16 protein-coding genes and 2 tRNA genes are annotated in these 16623 nt (G+C 32.1%); 16 read left to right on the forward strand and 2 right to left on the reverse strand.

The window, feature by feature from the left end; translation table 11 throughout:
- Positions 1-15 precede the first annotated feature (15 nt).
- On the forward strand, positions 16-1269 hold the full coding sequence (locus tag FUA24_RS19235; protein ID WP_148544681.1) for a tetratricopeptide repeat protein: 1254 nt from the start codon (positions 16-18) through the stop codon (positions 1267-1269).
- A gap of 51 nt (positions 1270-1320) precedes the next feature.
- Here FUA24_RS19235 and FUA24_RS19240 read toward each other — a convergent pair whose 3' ends face one another.
- Entirely contained in the window at positions 1321-2070 is a 750-nt protein-coding gene (locus FUA24_RS19240; protein ID WP_148544682.1) for a C40 family peptidase, read from the reverse strand.
- 9 nt (positions 2071-2079) lie between these two features.
- On the reverse strand, positions 2080-3258 hold the full coding sequence (locus tag FUA24_RS19245) for an acetyl-CoA C-acyltransferase (protein ID WP_148544683.1): 1179 nt from the start codon (positions 3256-3258) through the stop codon (positions 2080-2082).
- 217 nt (positions 3259-3475) lie between these two features.
- Between FUA24_RS19245 and FUA24_RS19250 the strand changes: the two genes are divergently transcribed.
- From FUA24_RS19250 to FUA24_RS19325, 15 genes are all read left to right on the forward strand, one after another.
- Positions 3476-5524: an HD family phosphohydrolase gene (locus FUA24_RS19250; protein ID WP_148544684.1), complete on the forward strand. Its 2049-nt coding sequence runs from the start codon at positions 3476-3478 to the stop codon at positions 5522-5524.
- A gap of 96 nt (positions 5525-5620) precedes the next feature.
- Positions 5621-5704, forward strand: a tRNA-Ser gene (locus FUA24_RS19255).
- Positions 5705-5724: 20 nt separating this feature from the next.
- Positions 5725-5799, forward strand: a tRNA-Pro gene (locus FUA24_RS19260).
- A gap of 209 nt (positions 5800-6008) precedes the next feature.
- On the forward strand, positions 6009-7688 hold the full coding sequence (locus tag FUA24_RS19265) for a sensor histidine kinase (RefSeq protein ID WP_148544685.1): 1680 nt from the start codon (positions 6009-6011) through the stop codon (positions 7686-7688).
- 32 nt (positions 7689-7720) lie between these two features.
- Complete coding sequence (locus FUA24_RS19270; RefSeq protein ID WP_148544686.1) at positions 7721-8410, forward strand: LytR/AlgR family response regulator transcription factor; 690 nt, start codon at positions 7721-7723, stop codon at positions 8408-8410.
- A 125-nt stretch (positions 8411-8535) separates the two neighbouring features.
- Positions 8536-9714: a DUF5050 domain-containing protein gene (locus FUA24_RS19275; protein ID WP_148544687.1), complete on the forward strand. Its 1179-nt coding sequence runs from the start codon at positions 8536-8538 to the stop codon at positions 9712-9714.
- Positions 9715-10166: 452 nt separating this feature from the next.
- Positions 10167-10718, forward strand: a complete 552-nt coding sequence (locus tag FUA24_RS19285; protein WP_148544689.1) for a carboxymuconolactone decarboxylase family protein — start codon at positions 10167-10169, stop codon at positions 10716-10718.
- A 161-nt stretch (positions 10719-10879) separates the two neighbouring features.
- Positions 10880-11473 carry a Crp/Fnr family transcriptional regulator gene (locus FUA24_RS19290; protein WP_148544690.1) on the forward strand — a complete coding sequence of 198 codons (594 nt, stop codon included), beginning with the start codon at positions 10880-10882 and terminating at the stop codon, positions 11471-11473.
- A gap of 276 nt (positions 11474-11749) precedes the next feature.
- Complete coding sequence (locus FUA24_RS19295; RefSeq protein WP_148544691.1) at positions 11750-12412, forward strand: peroxiredoxin-like family protein; 663 nt, start codon at positions 11750-11752, stop codon at positions 12410-12412.
- A gap of 22 nt (positions 12413-12434) precedes the next feature.
- Positions 12435-13220 carry a DUF6503 family protein gene (locus tag FUA24_RS19300; RefSeq protein WP_148544692.1) on the forward strand — a complete coding sequence of 262 codons (786 nt, stop codon included), beginning with the start codon at positions 12435-12437 and terminating at the stop codon, positions 13218-13220.
- Positions 13221-13226: 6 nt separating this feature from the next.
- A complete protein-coding gene (locus tag FUA24_RS19305) occupies positions 13227-14198 on the forward strand; it encodes an alpha/beta fold hydrolase (RefSeq protein WP_148544693.1) in 972 nt (323 codons plus the stop codon).
- Positions 14199-14224: 26 nt separating this feature from the next.
- Positions 14225-14956, forward strand: a complete 732-nt coding sequence (locus FUA24_RS19310; protein ID WP_148544694.1) for an SDR family oxidoreductase — start codon at positions 14225-14227, stop codon at positions 14954-14956.
- 23 nt (positions 14957-14979) lie between these two features.
- Entirely contained in the window at positions 14980-15552 is a 573-nt protein-coding gene (locus FUA24_RS19315) for a carboxymuconolactone decarboxylase family protein (RefSeq protein WP_148544695.1), read from the forward strand.
- Between the two features lie 212 nt (positions 15553-15764).
- Positions 15765-16400, forward strand: coding sequence for a DUF2975 domain-containing protein (locus FUA24_RS19320; protein ID WP_148544696.1), 636 nt, complete (start codon positions 15765-15767; stop codon positions 16398-16400).
- Positions 16401-16412: 12 nt separating this feature from the next.
- Positions 16413-16619: a helix-turn-helix domain-containing protein gene (locus FUA24_RS19325; RefSeq protein WP_148544697.1), complete on the forward strand. Its 207-nt coding sequence runs from the start codon at positions 16413-16415 to the stop codon at positions 16617-16619.
- Positions 16620-16623: the final 4 nt, after the last annotated feature.

The raw sequence follows: 16623 nt of genomic DNA on the forward strand, positions 1-16623 counted from the left end.
TTAATAGTATTTAAAATGAAAAAACAATTTATTATAGCTTTATCATTAGCATGTAGCTTTTCATTCGCGCAAAAAAAAGAATTGAAAGCAGCAGAAAAAGCTATTAAAGGGACAAATTTTGCTGAAGCTAAAGCGGCTTTAACTCAAGCAGAATCTTTTATGTCTACTATGGATGCTAAACTTAAAGATAAGTTCTATTATCTTCAAGGTCAGGCGTTTTATGCTAATGGCGGTGGGTCTATGGCAGATTTTGACAAGTCTCTAGAAAGTTTAGGAAACGTAAAATCGGCTTATCCTGCAGAAATAGCAAAATTAAAGCAAGATATTTTAACTAGTCTTATAGACAAAGGAAATAAATTTGTTCAAAACAAAGATTTCTCTACAGCATCAAAGTATTTTGAAAAGTCTTATAGAATTAGTTCAAAAGACACTATTTATCTTTATGCTGCCGCAGCTTATTCTGTAAACGAAAAAGAATATGATAGAGCATTAAAATTATATGAAGAGTTAAAAACTCTTAACTATGATGGTGCTACACCTCAGTTCTTTGCAATTAATAAACAGACACAGCAAGAAGAGTCGTTTCCAAATAAAGAAATGAGAGATATTTCGGTTAAAACGAAAACGCACATTAAACCTACTGAAAAGTACACTAAATCTAAGAGACCAGAGATTGTAAAAAACGTGGCTTTAATTTTAATTAGCCAAGGTAAGAGTGAAGAAGCTCTTGCTGCAATTGATGATGCAAGAAAAGAAATGCCAGATGATGTTAACTTAGTGGTTAATGCTGCTAATATTCACTTCAAGTTAGGAAATACAGATGAATTTAAGAAGTTGTTACAAGAAGCGACTACTATGGATCCTAAGAATCCTGAGTTACAATATAACCTTGGTGTAATATCTTCGGATGCAGGTGAAAATGATAAAGCTAAAGGCTATTATGAAAAAGCAATAGAATTAGATCCTAATTACATTAACGCTTATATTAACCTGTCAGCTTTAATTTTAGGGAAAGAAGAGGCTATTATTGAAGAAATGAATGGTTTAGGAACTTCTGCTGCTGATGACAAACGTTATGATGAGTTAAGAGAGCAAAGACAAAATTTATATCGTGAAGCTGTTCCATTTTTAACTAAGGCTTTAGAAATTGATGGTGAAAATATTAGTGCAGCTAAAACACTTATGAATATTTACAGTATCATTGGTGAAACAGATAAGCATAAAGAAATGAAAGAATTAGTAGCAGCTATAGAAGCATCGGCAAACTAAGATCTTACATGTTCTAAAAAATTAAAAAGCCACTTTTTTAAGTGGCTTTTTTTATATTATTTTTTTAATAACTCTAAGTTTATGGGTGTGCGTTCTTTTATCCACATTGTATATCCCAGAATGATCCAATCGATCTACTCTTACTTTACCATGAGCATGGATAATGTAGTTGTCTTTCATTATAATACCAACATGCGTAATAATACCTTCATTATTGTCAAAAAAAGCTAAATCACCAGGTTCACTTTCTTCAATAAAACTAAGCGCTTCTCCCTGTGTGGCTTGTTGAGACGCATCTCTTAATAGTTTATAACCGTTTAGTTTGTAAACCATTTGAGTAAAACCGGAACAGTCTATACCAAAAGGAGTTTTTCCTCCCCATAAGTAAGGTGCGTTTAAATATAAGAAAGCGGTTTTAATAAGGTTGCTCTTATCTGTTTTTCCTTCTACTAAATTACCTTCGTACGTATGATTTAAAAGAGATAAACCATTTAGATTAGCTCCTAATAAAATAGGGTGCAATTGGTGATCTGAATCTTCAATAAACTCTACTAAATCTAAAGAAAGTTTAGGCGTTTCATTGTTTAATGATTTGTAGTTATCCTCAGATATTTCAAGGTACTGTTTATTGTCAATCCATCCTTCATAAGAATCGAAAGCCAGTCGTATTTTACTCCATTTTTTGCGTTGCTCTAGAACCTTAAAATAGTCACCATACAGTACCTGTGTTACAAGCTCACTTGTATCGGCAGGTTCAATTCTAAGGGGAACAACACTTAAACTACAAATTCCGTACTGCATTAAATCAATTTAATTACGCTCTAAAACAATTGCCGAAGCACCACCACCACCGTTACAAATGGCTGCAGCACCTATCTTAGCATTATTTTGTTCTAGGATATTTAACAAGGTTACAATAATTCTTGCGCCAGAGCATCCTAAAGGATGTCCAAGTGACACTGCTCCACCATTAACGTTAACATTAGAATCATCTAAACCTAGTATTTTCATATTGGCTAAACCAACAACAGAAAAAGCTTCATTAAACTCAAAAAAGTCAACATCTTTAAGTTCAATATTAGCTTTAGCTAAAGCTTTTGGAAGCGCTTTTGCCGGAGCAGTTGTAAACCATTCAGGTTCATGGGCAGCATCGGAATAACTTTTAATAGTGCCTAAAGGCTTTAAACCTAATTCTTCAGCTTTGGCTTTACTCATTAAAACTAGAGCAGCAGCACCATCATTAATAGTTGATGCATTAGCAGCTGTCACTGTTCCATCTTTGGTGAAAGCTGGACGTAAGGCAGGGATTTTTTCAATTTTTACATTGGTATACTCCTGATCTTTAGCTACCAAAATAGGCTCTCCACGTCTTTGTGGAACTTCTACAGGAACAACTTCATTATCAAATTTTCCAGTATCCCAGGCTTTTGCGGATCTTTGGTAAGATTGAATTGCAAATTTATCTTGATCTTCTCTAGAAAAATTATACTCCGTAGCGCATGCATCAGCACAAACACCCATGGCGTTTTCATCATATGCATCAACCAAACCGTCTTTTTGCATACCATCTATTAGAGTAGAAGGACCAAATTTTGATCCAGTTCTTGCGTATAAATAATGAGGAATTAAACTCATATTTTCCATTCCTCCAGCAACAATAATATCATTATCCCCAAGCGCAATAGATTGAGCTGCTTGCATTACAGTTTTCATACCTGAAGCGCAAACCTTATTAACAGTTGTGCAAGGCACTGTATTAGGAATTCCTGCATAAATGGCAGCTTGTCTAGCTGGAGCTTGACCAGTACCAGCCTGAACAACATTTCCCATTATAACTTCTTCCACCATTTCTGGTTTTAAGTTTATTTTTTTTAGGGCGCCCGCTATAGCAAATGCCCCTAATTTTGGAGCTGAGATAGTCGATAAAGCACCTAAGAAACTTCCAATAGGAGTTCTTGCAGCTGAAACTATAACTACTTCTTTACTCATTTTTTAAACATTTGAAATTATTGCAACGAAAATAATCAATTTTTAATACATTTTGGAAGGTTTGCGTTATTATAAAAAAGTAAAAACCTAGGAATTTACTACATTTGAAATAAGGCTTAAATACAACCCTTAATCGTTAAACAAGGATTCTTAGTTAATTACATCTTGCAAATAAAAAACCACTAAATTTAAGGAGATAAAAACATTACTATTTTAAATGAAAGACTTTATAAATAAACTATATAGAAACCACTCCCTAATTTATAAATGTCTGTTATTTATAACAACCACATTTTTAATTGTCTACTTTTTTCCAAAGAGTGGAAAATTTAAATATGATTTTGAAAAAGGAAAGCCATGGCAATCTGAAGATTTACAGGCTCCTTTTGATTTTGCAATTAAGAAAACGGATGAAGAAGTAGCCAAGGAAAGGAAAAAAGTAGAAGAAAACGCCATACTTTATTTTGATAGAGATATTTCTGTTGAGTCCAAAATTACGGCTAATTACAATCAAGAATTTAACAAAACATTTAATGATACGCTCAATAGAGGAAAGAGAAGAGCGCTTAAAGTTACCGGAGAAGCAATTCTCAAAGAATTGTATGCTTTTGGTATTCTTAATGAGAATTATGGTTTTGATAATAAAAGGGGGGTAGCTATACTTGAAGATAGGACTAAGAAACAAGATGCTTTTTTTTCAAATTTGGTTAGACAAAATGAAGTGTCATCAATTATTGAAAAAGCACTAGAAAAAAGCAATTTATCAGAATATAAACCACATTTTACATCTTTATTTTTCGATTTGGTAAAACCAAACTTGGTTTTTAATAAATCATTTACTGAAAAGGCAACTACAGAAGAGCTGGAGGCCATTTCTTTAACAAGAGGAAGCGTTGTAAAAGGTACATTGATTATTTCCAAAGGGGAAGTTGTGGAAGGGGATAAGTTTCAAAAACTAAAATCCTTACAATCCGAATATGAGTCTCAGGTTTGGAACGAGTCTAACTATAATTGGGTACTCTTTGCATATGCTTTATTGGTTGCTTTAGTTATGCTTATGTTGCTTTTATTTTTGAGAAAGTATAGAATCGAAGTTTATGAAAATAATACCAAGGTTACGTTTATTTTCTTTAATGTGCTTTTACTAATTTTTATAACCACTTTGGTGGTTAATTATAACTCTAAGTACATATATGTTGTTCCAATTTGTGTTTTACCTTTAGTACTAAAGGCCTTTTTCGATGCACGTTTAGGACTGTTTACACATGTACTTACAGTACTTCTTTTAGGGTTTATTGTACCAAATAGTTATGAGTACATGTTTTTACAAATAATTACGGGTATTGTAACCATTTTAACGGTTTCTGAGTTATACAAAAGAGCCAATTTGTTTATTTCAGTAGGTCAAATTACCCTCATTTATATAATCGCGTATTTTGCCTTTTTTGTGATACATGAAGGTAGTGTAGAAACGATTAAGTGGGAAACTTTTATTTGGTTTATTTTATGTGGTTTAGCTACGCTTTTTGTTCAGCCTTTAATATATGCTTATGAGAAGTTATTTGGTTTGGTATCTGATGTTTCTTTATTAGAATTATCTGATACTAATTCTAAGTTATTAAAAGAAATGTCTAACAAAGCACCTGGCACATTTCATCATTCTTTAAATGTAGCCAATTTAGCTGAAGCTTCAGCTAATGAAATAGGAGCTAACGCTATGTTAGTTAGAGTAGGAGCATTGTACCATGATATTGGCAAAATGAAAAACCCGACGTTTTTTACAGAAAATCAATCTACAGGGATAAATCCGCACAATGAATTATCTGCAAAGGAAAGTGCAAAAATTATTGTGAATCATGTAATAGATGGTATTGAAATAGCGCGAAAGAATAAGTTACCAGATAGAGTAATAGATTTTATTAGAACACATCATGGTACTAGTGTGGTCTATTATTTTTACATGAAGGAAAAACAGGAATTTGAAGAAGTAGATAAAAAAGACTTCTGTTATCCTGGGCCGAAGCCATTTAGTAAAGAAACTGCAATTTTAATGATGTGCGATAGTGTAGAGGCTGCTTCGAAAAGTTTAAAAGAGCCGACATCAACTAAAATCGATAAATTTGTTGAAAATATTATATCTAAGCAAGTTGAAGAAGGACAATTCTTAAATGCTAACATAACTTTTAAAGAAATTCAAGCCATAAAAAAAGTGCTAAAGCATAAGCTAGCAAACATTTACCATTTACGGATTGAATATCCTGAATAAATTTTATAAAAAATTAAAGAAAATAGTTGCGTTCTTATGTTGTTTCAGTTACATTTGCAACCGCAATTTTAATTGCAACGTTCTTAAAGAAAAATAGGAGAGGTGCCAGAGTGGTAATGGAGCAGATTGCTAATCTGTCAGCGCGCAAGTGCTGCCCGGGTTCGAGTCCCGGTCTCTCCGCATTATTAGATAACCATTATCGGGGTGTAGCGTAGCCCGGTTATCGCGCCGCGTTTGGGACGCGGAGGTCGCAGGTTCGAATCCTGCCACCCCGACTTAAAAACCTTGTAAATTATAAAATTTACAAGGTTTTTTGTTTTTATGCGTTTCATTTAATTGAATGTAATTGTTCCAAAACACAATTTTATTCTATCTAAATCCATCACAAATTGTTACCAATCTATCACTTTTTGCAACGTGATTATCAATAAAAGCATACCTTGTATTTTGTAAATAAAACTTTCTATTAGAATTGCTTTCTTTTTTGCAAAATTACCTAGCCAAAATTATTTCTTTAGGTTTCACAAGAGAATTGAAGATAATAAAGACCAATACTAGAATTGGTTTTCAACAACCTGAAGAAGTACTTTTTTCTTCTAGCTTAATTAATACAGGTGCAGCTATAGCAATTGTGCTCACATTTTTTTTATTGCTTGTTTTTCTTATTACAAAGCTTATTACCAAACGTTACAAGCGGGAAGCAAAACTTAATTATCTCTTATGGGTAAAGTACATTTTTGTATTCTGTTTAACAGTAACACCAATTATTTACGTTTTAAAAACTTTTAAAGCATATGAATTTTTGTCTGTTTGGTTTGTGTTACTAATGTTAGCTTTATTTTCAATACACACCTATTTTCTTATTCCTAAATTTATTCAGAAAAAAAGATGGACTATATATGGTATTAATTTATTCGCTTTATTAATTGTTTGTATAGTTTCTCAAATAAAAGTTGTTAGAGCTAAAATCAAACTATCTTCTCATTTTTATGGAGACAGCGAAGGAAATATTGACAGTGATGTTATTGTGTTTATAGTTGGAGTATCCATTTTCTTAGTTTTATTCTCATTATTATTTCATTATACAAATCTACTTTCCAAAAAGAGGAAAGGAATTTTATATTTATTTAAAAGTAAGCTTGTCAATGGTGAAGTTTTGGTCAATGTTATAGTTGTGACTTCAATTAGTGTTCCTTTTGTAATGAATATTGGGCAGCGTACAGGCATTTTCTTTTTCATCTTATTTATAATGGCCACTGCTATTTTTTACTTTCAAACGTTTGTATTATTCCCTAGATATGCGCTGAAAAAGAAGATACCCATTTATTTGTTGTACAATTTGATAATAGTTACAGTTGTTCTAATAGTATTGTTTCTGTTTGAGGGGATACAATCAAATTTTAACTCAAAAAACATTAATTTGGTAATAGCAACTTCAAGTGTGTTTGGTGTACAAAAATCAATGAATATTGCTTTAGCGCTAACCTCTCTTTGGTTAATAATACCTGCTGGAATTTATGCTGTTTCTAGGAAAAAAATAATTAGCGATATTAAACTTGGATATGGTCTATTCAGGAAAAAAGAAGCAGAATTAAATCAATTAAAGTCGCAATTAAATCCACATTTTCTATTTAATTCTTTAAATACAGTTTATGCTTTTGCACTCAAAGAAGGAGGTAATCGTACTGCAGAATATATTGCTAAGCTATCTAATTTAATGCGTTTTTTAATTGATGATGTGAATAAAGATACTATCCCTATTGAAACAGAGGTAAATTATATTCAAGATTTTATTGAGTTACAATCCACTAGAAGTGCTGAAAAGCATGATATCAATATCCAAATATCTATTCATAAAGATTTTGAATATGAAATTACTCCAATGCTATTAGTTCCATTTGTAGAAAATGCCTTTAAACATGGGGTAAATCCTAACAAACCATCTGAGTTAAAACTTGAAATTAAAGCAAAGAATAGGCAAATAGATTTTATTATTGAAAACTCCATTGAAGACAGTTTCAAACCATTTTATAAAGATGAAGGATATGGGATAGGAATAAAAAATATACGCAAACGATTGGAATTAATTTATCCGGAAAGGCATAATTTGTTAATTACTAAAACCGAACAAAGATTTAATGTTGAATTAAAACTTTATTTATAGATAAATACAACTAGATTTATACTTTTAATTTCATGATAAGAGCAATTGCCATAGATGATGAACCTAGTGCATTAGATGTTATTAAAATACATTCCAATAAGCTACCTCAATTAGAGTTGGTTGCCTGTTATTCTAATCCGAAACACGGATTTGAGTATATAAAGAACAACTCAATAGATTTGGTTTTCTTAGATATAAATATGCCAGAATTATCAGGGTTAGAGTTAATAAGAAAACTAAAAAACAAACCACTTGTTATTTTCACAACTGCTTATTCAGAATTTGCTCTTGAGAGTTATGATTATGACGCTGTAGATTATCTTATGAAACCCATAGAATTTGATAGGTTTTACAGAGGAGTAACTAAGGCTATTACACTAATAAATTCTAGTATCAGAGTCGATAAAAAGGATTATTTTTTTGTGAAAGATGGCTATAAGCAAGTAAAAGTTGTTTTTAAACAAATGGAATATGCAAAAAGTAATGGGAATTATTTAGATATTTATTTTGATGAGAACAAGAAAACCATGGCTCGAATGACCTTCTCTCAACTCGTCGAAATAGTTCCAGCGAATTTGCTCTTGAGGGTACATAATTCTTTTATGGTCAACCCTAAATACATTCAAAAGATAGAAAATAATCAGATTGTTCTTAATAAAATTAATATCCCTATTGGTATTCGGTATAAAGAGTTGGTTTTTGAGACACTCAATATAAAATAATACTATTTAATACTAAGGTTAGCCGTAAACATCACATTTTAAGGGATACGCATCACTTTTTTTTATAGATAGTTTCAAACATAAATACTTTCGTTTGAAATAACTATTTAAAAAAAAGTATAATTATGCGAGTACAAAATTCATTTAGTGAAGTAATTACAATTATTTTATGTGTAGTTTTTTTTCAGCTTAATGGTCAAAGTAACAAATCCCAAATAGCAATATTGACACCTTCTGAAGAAAAGATTGACCTACATACTAAAAATTCGGGTAGTGATGAAGAGCCCGAATGGTCTCCCGATGGTACGCACATTTTGTTTGATTCAAAATTGAAAGGAAATCGTGATTTGTATGTTATGGATGGCAATGGGCTAAATATTAGACGATTGACAAGCAACCCTGCAAAAGAAGACCACGGTAGTTGGTCTCCTGATGGCAGTAAAATTGCTTATCAGCACCAAGGTAAAGGTAATACAGATGTTTATGTTATGAATGCCGACGGGACCAACCAAAAAAGGCTCACAACACACGCAGCTCGTGATGGCTGGCCCGATTGGTCTCCCAATGGACGTGAAATTGTATTTTCTTCGGAGCGCGACGGACACCGAGAAATATATATTATGAATTCGGATGGAACAAACCAACGTAGACTTACTAATAATGACTATGGCAGTACAGATCCGTCTTTTTCTCCCAACGGCAAATGGATAGCCTTTAATGCAGAAATTAAAGGGAATAGCTGCATATTTATAATGAAAGCCAATGGCTCTAAAATTAGAAAACTAACAACTAGTGAATTTTATGACGAACGCCCATGTTGGTCACCAGATGGTAAGCGTATTTTATTTACACGAGGGAATCAACGGACTATGAAATATGCGCTTTTAAGTATTGATAAAAGGGGAGATGACTTAAAAATGATTTCTCCTAAGAATCATTCCATTATTAGAGGAAATTGGTCTCCAGATGGACAAAAAATAGTAGCGCAAAAAATTACCATTAAAAAAAAGACTCCGGAAAAGACAGTGTATTCCGAATTTAAGCCTGAAGCATTTGACAAATACTCGGGAACCTATGTAGTACGTGGTCGTCCCAATATGAAATTTTCATTCAGAAGAGAAAAGAATCGTTTTTTTGGTGATGGCGCATGTAAAAAAAGTATAGAACTGCTACCAAGTTCAAATGTGTCCTTTTTTCCAAAACAATTTCCAGGGGAAATTATATTTCATCAAAATGAAAAAGGAGTCTTTGATAGTGTTACCATTAATATTGGTAAAAAGATTAAAGCATTTCGGAGTAAGTAAAAATATTTAGATATACGTTGGGTAAGTTCTATTTGAATTAATTATTAAAGTGATAAAGAGTCCTTTATAATATTAAAAATTTCGGTGCTTACCCAATAAATGTCACTTTCCTGTTCTTTCATGTTTTTATCAATCCACGACCTTCTGGAAAAAAACAGATATTTACCATCAGGGGAAATAGATGGTGAAAACTCAACATATTTGGAGTTTATTTTTTTCCCCAAGTTATATGAAAGCTTTTTTTTGATGAAGAAAAATAGGAATATTGATTACCAACATTATTCGATTACAATAATACTTAAAAGCGCAAATTAAGAGATCTTGAACTAGTTCAAGATTTTGTCTTGTTGTATTTCAAGTGTATTTCCTGTCTTGGTTCATTTTTACACTTAAGAGGTGATTGCATCTTTGTAGTGTCGATATTGACAAATAAATTTTAAATATAACATAAGATGCAAACATTAAAAAAAGTAACATTTGAAGTACCAACAAGAGATCAGGTTTCAGAAAACAATCAAGCAATTTTTGACCAAATGCAAAAGTCATTTGGCACAGTACCTAATTTGTATGCAACTTTTGCATTAAATGATACAGCACTTTCAGATTACTTAGCTTTACAAAATCGTAAAAGCACTTTAAGCGGAAAAGAAAGAGAAATCATTAATTTAGTAGTAAGTCAAGTAAATGAGTGCGATTACTGTTTGCCTGCACATACATTTATAAGTAAAAAAATGTACGGATTTAGTGATGAGGAAATCTTAGAAATTAGAAGAGCAGAAATTTCATTTAACGATAAGTATGATGCTTTAGCAAAGTTTGTTAAAGCTACTGCAATCAATAGAGGCCGTCCTTCTGATGACTTAGCTGATGATTTATTCAATGCAGGATATACTAAAGCCAATGTGGTTGATATCATAATGGTAATCGGAGACAAGATAATAAGTAACTATCTGCACAATTTTACAAAAATCCCTGTGGATTGGCCAGAGGTTCCAAGAGTCTAATTTTTATTTAATAAAGCCTCACTTAAGATGAGGCTTTATTGTTTAATTGCACTAATTCATTTAACGCAAAAGATATTATAACAAATCGTTATAAAATATTAAATTTACAAGACTATCAATCTTAAAAAATCATAGGTGATTCTATCTGTGTATGATATAAAATGGATTTAGAAAAATACGAACCCATATTAAAACACGTTGCACGTAACGTAGAATTAACTGATGAAGAAAAAGTATTATTCACTTCTATTATTAAAACGTCTCGCGTAAAGAAACGTCAGTTTGTAATTCAACCAGGTTACCCTTGTAATTACCGTAATTATATTGTTAAAGGCGCTTTCAGGATGTTTCATTTAGATGATAATGGTAAAGAACAAACTATAAGTATTGGAATAGAAGACTGGTTTTTTACAGATATTTACAGTCATGTTTACAAAAAGCCCTCCAAATTTTTTGCTGAGGCACTTGAAGATTCAATTATTTTTCAAATGAGTTATGAGGATGTTGAAAAATTATGCCAGCAAAGTCACGCCATAAGTCAATATTGGAGGATGATTTTAGAAAAATCATATGCTAATTCCAGAAATAGGATAGTTTCTAATATGGGTAAAACCTCAGAAGAACGTTATTGGGAATATGCCAATAGATATCCGGAGATTATCAATCGTGTTCCACAATATGTTATTGCTTCTTATTTAGGAATGTCGGCCGAATTTTTAAGTAAGATTCGCGCGCGCCCAATAAAGAAATCTTAATCCGCTTAGGTACCTTTTCAGTTCTAATTCATTAGGGCCATTTTTATCTAGCGGTTTACTAAACAATATATAGCCAAAGCATTTAATTGCTTTGGCTTTTTATTTGCGTAGACTTCTATTCTTATCTCCAATAATATTAAAAAGATCTTGAACTAGTTCAAGATTTTGTCTTGTCTTATTTCAAGCATATTTCCTGTCTTGGTTCATTTTTATTCAGCTTCATTCAGAGGAAATTTGTAGTGTAATTATTTCTTAACAATATAAAATTTTTAGAAAATGAAAGATACTACAACACCTTCATACAAAGAAGGATTAAAAGCACTTAGAGGAAGTATGTTAGATAAGCTTCCTGGTGAAGTACTACAGGTGTTTGATAACGATGCAAATGCACTAAATAAAGAGCATACATCAATTTTAAAGCTTCAGGCTGGAGATAAAGCTTATGATTTCACGCTATCCAATGCAGTGGATAAAAGCATCAACTTATATGAAATACTAAAGACCAATAGAGTTGTGCTAACATTTTATAGAGGAGTTTGGTGCCCTTACTGCAATTTAATACTCAATCAATATCAAGCTATCCTTCCAGAAATTAAAGAAGCCGGAGCAACATTAATAGCTATTTCGCCACAAAATCCAGATGCTTCTTTAAGTATGAAAGAGAAAAATGACTTGCAATTTGAGGTCTTAAGTGATAATGGAAACCTTATTGCAAAAGAATATACTACAGTACATCCCAATCCTGAGAAGTCATTGAAAGCAATGGGAGAATTAGGCTATGATTATGATAGTTATAATTCTGATATAAATAGTGAATTACCAGTTCCTGCAACATTCATTATAGAAAAAGATACCACAATATCTTTTGCAAAATCAGAAGGTGCGGATTACAGAAATCGTGTAGAACCTTCAGAAATTATTAAGGCATTAAATAAATAATAAAACTTAAATACATAATACAATGAAAACACAAATAATTAAAATCGTATCAGTTGTACTAATATTAATTACAACCTCTTTACAGGCACAAGGTGCCAGAAAATTAATTACGAAAGTAGTAGAAGCAAATGGAGGCATTAACGCTTTACATAAGTTAAAAGATGTCTCTTTCGATTATACTTTTAAGGTAAGAAACAATAATGTTGTAGATGTTTCCAAAGAACGTTACATCTTTAATGGTGAAGTATCATTTGCGCATTATACAAAAAGGCAAGTATATGCATTACCTCAACTAAAAGGAACTCATACGCAGTTTTTTAATGGAACAAACACAGTTTCTAAGATAAATGGTAAAGTTATTACCGATAAGCAGCCTGCTTATATCGGACACGCACTAAGAAAGACGAATTATTATTGGTTTGCGATGATGTTCAAATTACTAGATCCCGGTGTTAACCACAAAGTAGTACCACCTAGAAAAGTAAATGGTATAACTTATAAAGTTGTAGAAATGACTTTTGGCGAAAATGTAGGAGAAAGTGATGATAAATATATGCTTTACATCAATCCGCAAACTTATCTAATAGACCAATTCTTATATACTGCAAAAGGATTTGGAGTTACAGATCCAAGCTTAATGAAGGTAAAGTATGAGAAAATAGATGGTGTGTTTGTGTCTACATATCGCAAATATGCCCCTGCAGATTGGGATGGAAATGTGATAAAAGACAATTGGACAGAACAGTTTACGAGGAACATAAAATTCAATAATGGTTTTGATTTAGAAAACATTCAATCCTTAAAGTAAACAGCAATGAAAAATTTAATTCTAGGTTTATTTTTCATAAGCCTATTCCAAATAGCTCAAAGTCAAGAAGACCCAGTAATATCCAAAAGAGAAATAGCACATAATGTTGCTTCAAATTTGGAAACTGCTCATAGAAGTGTAGCTATCAATGGTGTAAATATTTTCTATAGAGAAGCTGGGGACACTTCTAAAGAAACCATCTTAATGTTACACGGTTTTCCAAGTTCTTCTCTTATGTATAGAGACTTGATAAAAAAACTAGCTAAAGATTTTCATATCGTAGCACCGGATTATCCAGGATTTGGGTTTAGTGATGCACCAACAGTAAGTGAGTTCAACTATACTTTTCATAATGTATCCTTATTAATGGACGCTTTTGTAGAGAAGTTAAATATAGACACTTATTACATAATGATGCAGGATTATGGTGGTCCAATTGGTTTTAGAATGGCAGTACGCAATCCCAAAAAAATAAAAGGATTTATCATCCAAAATGCTAATGCATATTTTGAAGGATTAAGCGGAGAATGGGCGCAAAAGTACAGTGCTCTATTAAAAGCTGGTGATAAAGAAGGTGTACTTAAGATGCAAAATTGGTGGATGTCTTTAGAAGGAATAAAGGCAATGTATCTAAATGGTGTTAAAGAACCTTCTAAAGTAGATCCTATATCCTATCTAACCGATGAAGCGCTTTTACGAAGAGAAGGTATTAATGAAATACAAATTACATTTTTAAACAATTACGGAAGCAATTTCGAGAAGTATGCAGAGTGGCAAAAATATTTGAAAGACCACCAACCACCTACAATTGTTATCTGGGGAATACATGACAAATTCTTTAGTGTTGAAGGCGCTAAAGCCTACTCTAAAGACCTTAAAAATGTTGAAACCCATTTAATAGATGGAAGTCACTTTTTATTAGAGCTTCACTCTGATAAAGCTGCAAAACTCATTACAAAATTTATAGACAAAATCTAATTATTAATATTTAAAAACATAAAATTATGAATACAATAGAATTAAAAAATAAATCAGTCTTAATTACAGGTGCTAACCGCGGAATAGGATTAGCATTAGTTAAAAAAGCCTTAGAAAAAGGAGCGCACAAAGTATATGCGACCTATCGTTCAGAGAATAATCGTTCAATACTTGATAACTTAGGAAAGCGTGTAGTTCCAATTCATCTGGACCTTGCAGATGCTTCTACTATAACAAATCTTTCAAAACTAGTTTCGTCATTAGACGTGCTTATTAATAACGCAGGTCTTTTTACTGGTATAGATGTTTTAGAAGATTCAGAAGAACAACTTCGCAACGATTTAGAGACTAACGTATTTGGTACACTTGCAGTAACCAAGGCTCTAGTACCAACTTTAAAGAAACAAGATTCAGCAGCAATAATCAACTTATCAAGTATTGCAGGTTTGGCTTCTATGCCGAGTTTTGGAGGATATTCAATTTCAAAGGCAGGAGTTCACTCTTTAACTCAATCATTAAGAGGAAAATTAAAAGCTGATGGTATTTCAGTACATGGCGTGTATCCTGGTCCCGTTGCCACACGTTTAACCGAAGGTTATGATATGGAAACTACACCAGCATCGGTTGTCGCAGAAAACATTTTTAAAGGCCTTGAAAAGGGTGTTGAAGATATTTTTCCTGATGCACTTTCCGAACAAGTTGGTCCAGTATACTTAAGTTCACCTAAGACACTTGAACAAAATTTTAGCGCCTTTTAAGTTTCATTATAAAAAATAAAACAATGAAAAATAATTTCAAAATACATACAATCCAAAGCGCACCAGAAGCTTCAAAGCCAATTTTAGAAGCAGCTAAGAAGAAAATGGGTTTTGTGCCAAATTTAATGGCTACAATGTCCGAATCGCCAGTAATGGTTGAAAGTTACTTGACTTTAATGAGTCTGTTTGATAAATCTCGTCTTAGTGAAACAGAACGTCAAATAATCTTAATGACCAATAATCGTTTAAATGGTTGTACTTACTGTATGGCAGCGCATACTGCGGTTTCTAAGATGGCTAAGGTTGACGATGATGTTATAGAAGCCTTGAGATCAGGCTCTGAATTAAATGACCCTAAATTGGAAGCTTTAAGACAATTTGCAATAATCATTAACGAATCTCGAGGTTGGGCAACAGATGAACAGGTAGCCGACTTTATAGCTGCTGGCTACACAAAAGAGACGGTTCTTGAAGTTATTGTTGGTACAAGCCTAAAAGTCCTCTCAAATTATAGTACCCATATTGTTGAACCAGAACTTGATAAGGCATTTTTACCAGTTGCCTGGAATCAAGAAATGGCCTTAGAAACACCATAGCATATTATAACAAAATGTAAAAGTATTAGCGATATTATGGTATCGCTAATACTTACTGTATAATGTTCTATTTTTATTTTTTCAGTTTAATTTAAAGCTTTCAGGCCTTTATAAATCTATCTGTTTTAATAAAAAATTATTGTTTTACTTAAATTTTTATTGTTTTACTTAATATTTTAACTACTTTTGTTTTAGGTAAAAACAATAAAACAATGAAAACTATTGTACATAAAAAATCTGTGGTGTCTATTTACAAACTTCTTAAAATCATATGGATACTTCAGTGGATAGTACTTCTATTAACTATTTTGTATTCTTTGTTTGGATTAAACTTGAATACTTTTTTTTCTGAAAATTACACCTTGGAGATTAGTGAAGTTCCTTTTTATTTAGACCAGAAAGGCTGGATAGAGTTGGATAATGGCACGAAGCATCAATTCTCAATTTCAAGTGCTTTGGGGAATATGAAGTTTTTAGATAATGATGTTGGTTTATTAAGGTTAATTGCCTTGAGAAAAATTTTATTTCAATTAACGGGTATATATATTGTTCTTCTTGTAATTCGCTTATGCAAATCTCTTTTGAACAATGACCCTTTTAAAGAAGTAAATGCCAAGCGACTTAGAGTAATTGGCTTCTTGACTTTGGGTATTTCTTTATTCAATACCGTATTTATATTTCAATTGGGAAAATATTTGAAGGGAAAAATCAATATAGAAGTTTTAACCCCCAATGTCAATACACATATAGATTATTCGGTGTTGCTATTTGGACTATTGATACTTGTTATATCAGAAGTATTTAGAATAGGGGTGAAAATTCAAAAAGAACAACGTCTTTTCGTTTAAAAAACATGCATTATGACCATAGTGGTAAATCTTGATATTATGATGGCAAAACGTAAGATAAGTTTGACCGAATTAGCCGAAAAAGTGGGGGTAACTATGGCAAATTTATCCTTGTTAAAAACTGGAAAAGCAAAAGGAGTCCGTTTTAGTACACTTGCTGCCATTTGTAAAGCACTAGACTGTCAACCTGGCGATTTACTAGAATACATAGAGGAATAAAATA

The sequence above is a fragment of the Seonamhaeicola marinus genome (genome assembly GCF_008085455.1).

Coding starts and splice junctions, on each gene's coding strand:
- FUA24_RS19305 (WP_148544693.1), top strand. CDS start 13,227: ATGAAAAATTTAATTCTAGGTTTATTTTTCATAAGCCTATTCCAAATA.
- FUA24_RS19275 (WP_148544687.1), top strand. CDS start 8,536: ATGCGAGTACAAAATTCATTTAGTGAAGTAATTACAATTATTTTATGT.
- FUA24_RS19315 (WP_148544695.1), top strand. CDS start 14,980: ATGAAAAATAATTTCAAAATACATACAATCCAAAGCGCACCAGAAGCT.
- FUA24_RS19290 (WP_148544690.1), top strand. CDS start 10,880: ATGGATTTAGAAAAATACGAACCCATATTAAAACACGTTGCACGTAAC.
- FUA24_RS19240 (WP_148544682.1), bottom strand. CDS start 2,070: ATGCAGTACGGAATTTGTAGTTTAAGTGTTGTTCCCCTTAGAATTGAA.
- FUA24_RS19300 (WP_148544692.1), top strand. CDS start 12,435: ATGAAAACACAAATAATTAAAATCGTATCAGTTGTACTAATATTAATT.
- FUA24_RS19245 (WP_148544683.1), bottom strand. CDS start 3,258: ATGAGTAAAGAAGTAGTTATAGTTTCAGCTGCAAGAACTCCTATTGGA.
- FUA24_RS19235 (WP_148544681.1), top strand. CDS start 16: ATGAAAAAACAATTTATTATAGCTTTATCATTAGCATGTAGCTTTTCA.
- FUA24_RS19310 (WP_148544694.1), top strand. CDS start 14,225: ATGAATACAATAGAATTAAAAAATAAATCAGTCTTAATTACAGGTGCT.
- FUA24_RS19325 (WP_148544697.1), top strand. CDS start 16,413: ATGACCATAGTGGTAAATCTTGATATTATGATGGCAAAACGTAAGATA.
- FUA24_RS19295 (WP_148544691.1), top strand. CDS start 11,750: ATGAAAGATACTACAACACCTTCATACAAAGAAGGATTAAAAGCACTT.
- FUA24_RS19250 (WP_148544684.1), top strand. CDS start 3,476: ATGAAAGACTTTATAAATAAACTATATAGAAACCACTCCCTAATTTAT.
- FUA24_RS19320 (WP_148544696.1), top strand. CDS start 15,765: ATGAAAACTATTGTACATAAAAAATCTGTGGTGTCTATTTACAAACTT.
- FUA24_RS19285 (WP_148544689.1), top strand. CDS start 10,167: ATGCAAACATTAAAAAAAGTAACATTTGAAGTACCAACAAGAGATCAG.
- FUA24_RS19270 (WP_148544686.1), top strand. CDS start 7,721: ATGATAAGAGCAATTGCCATAGATGATGAACCTAGTGCATTAGATGTT.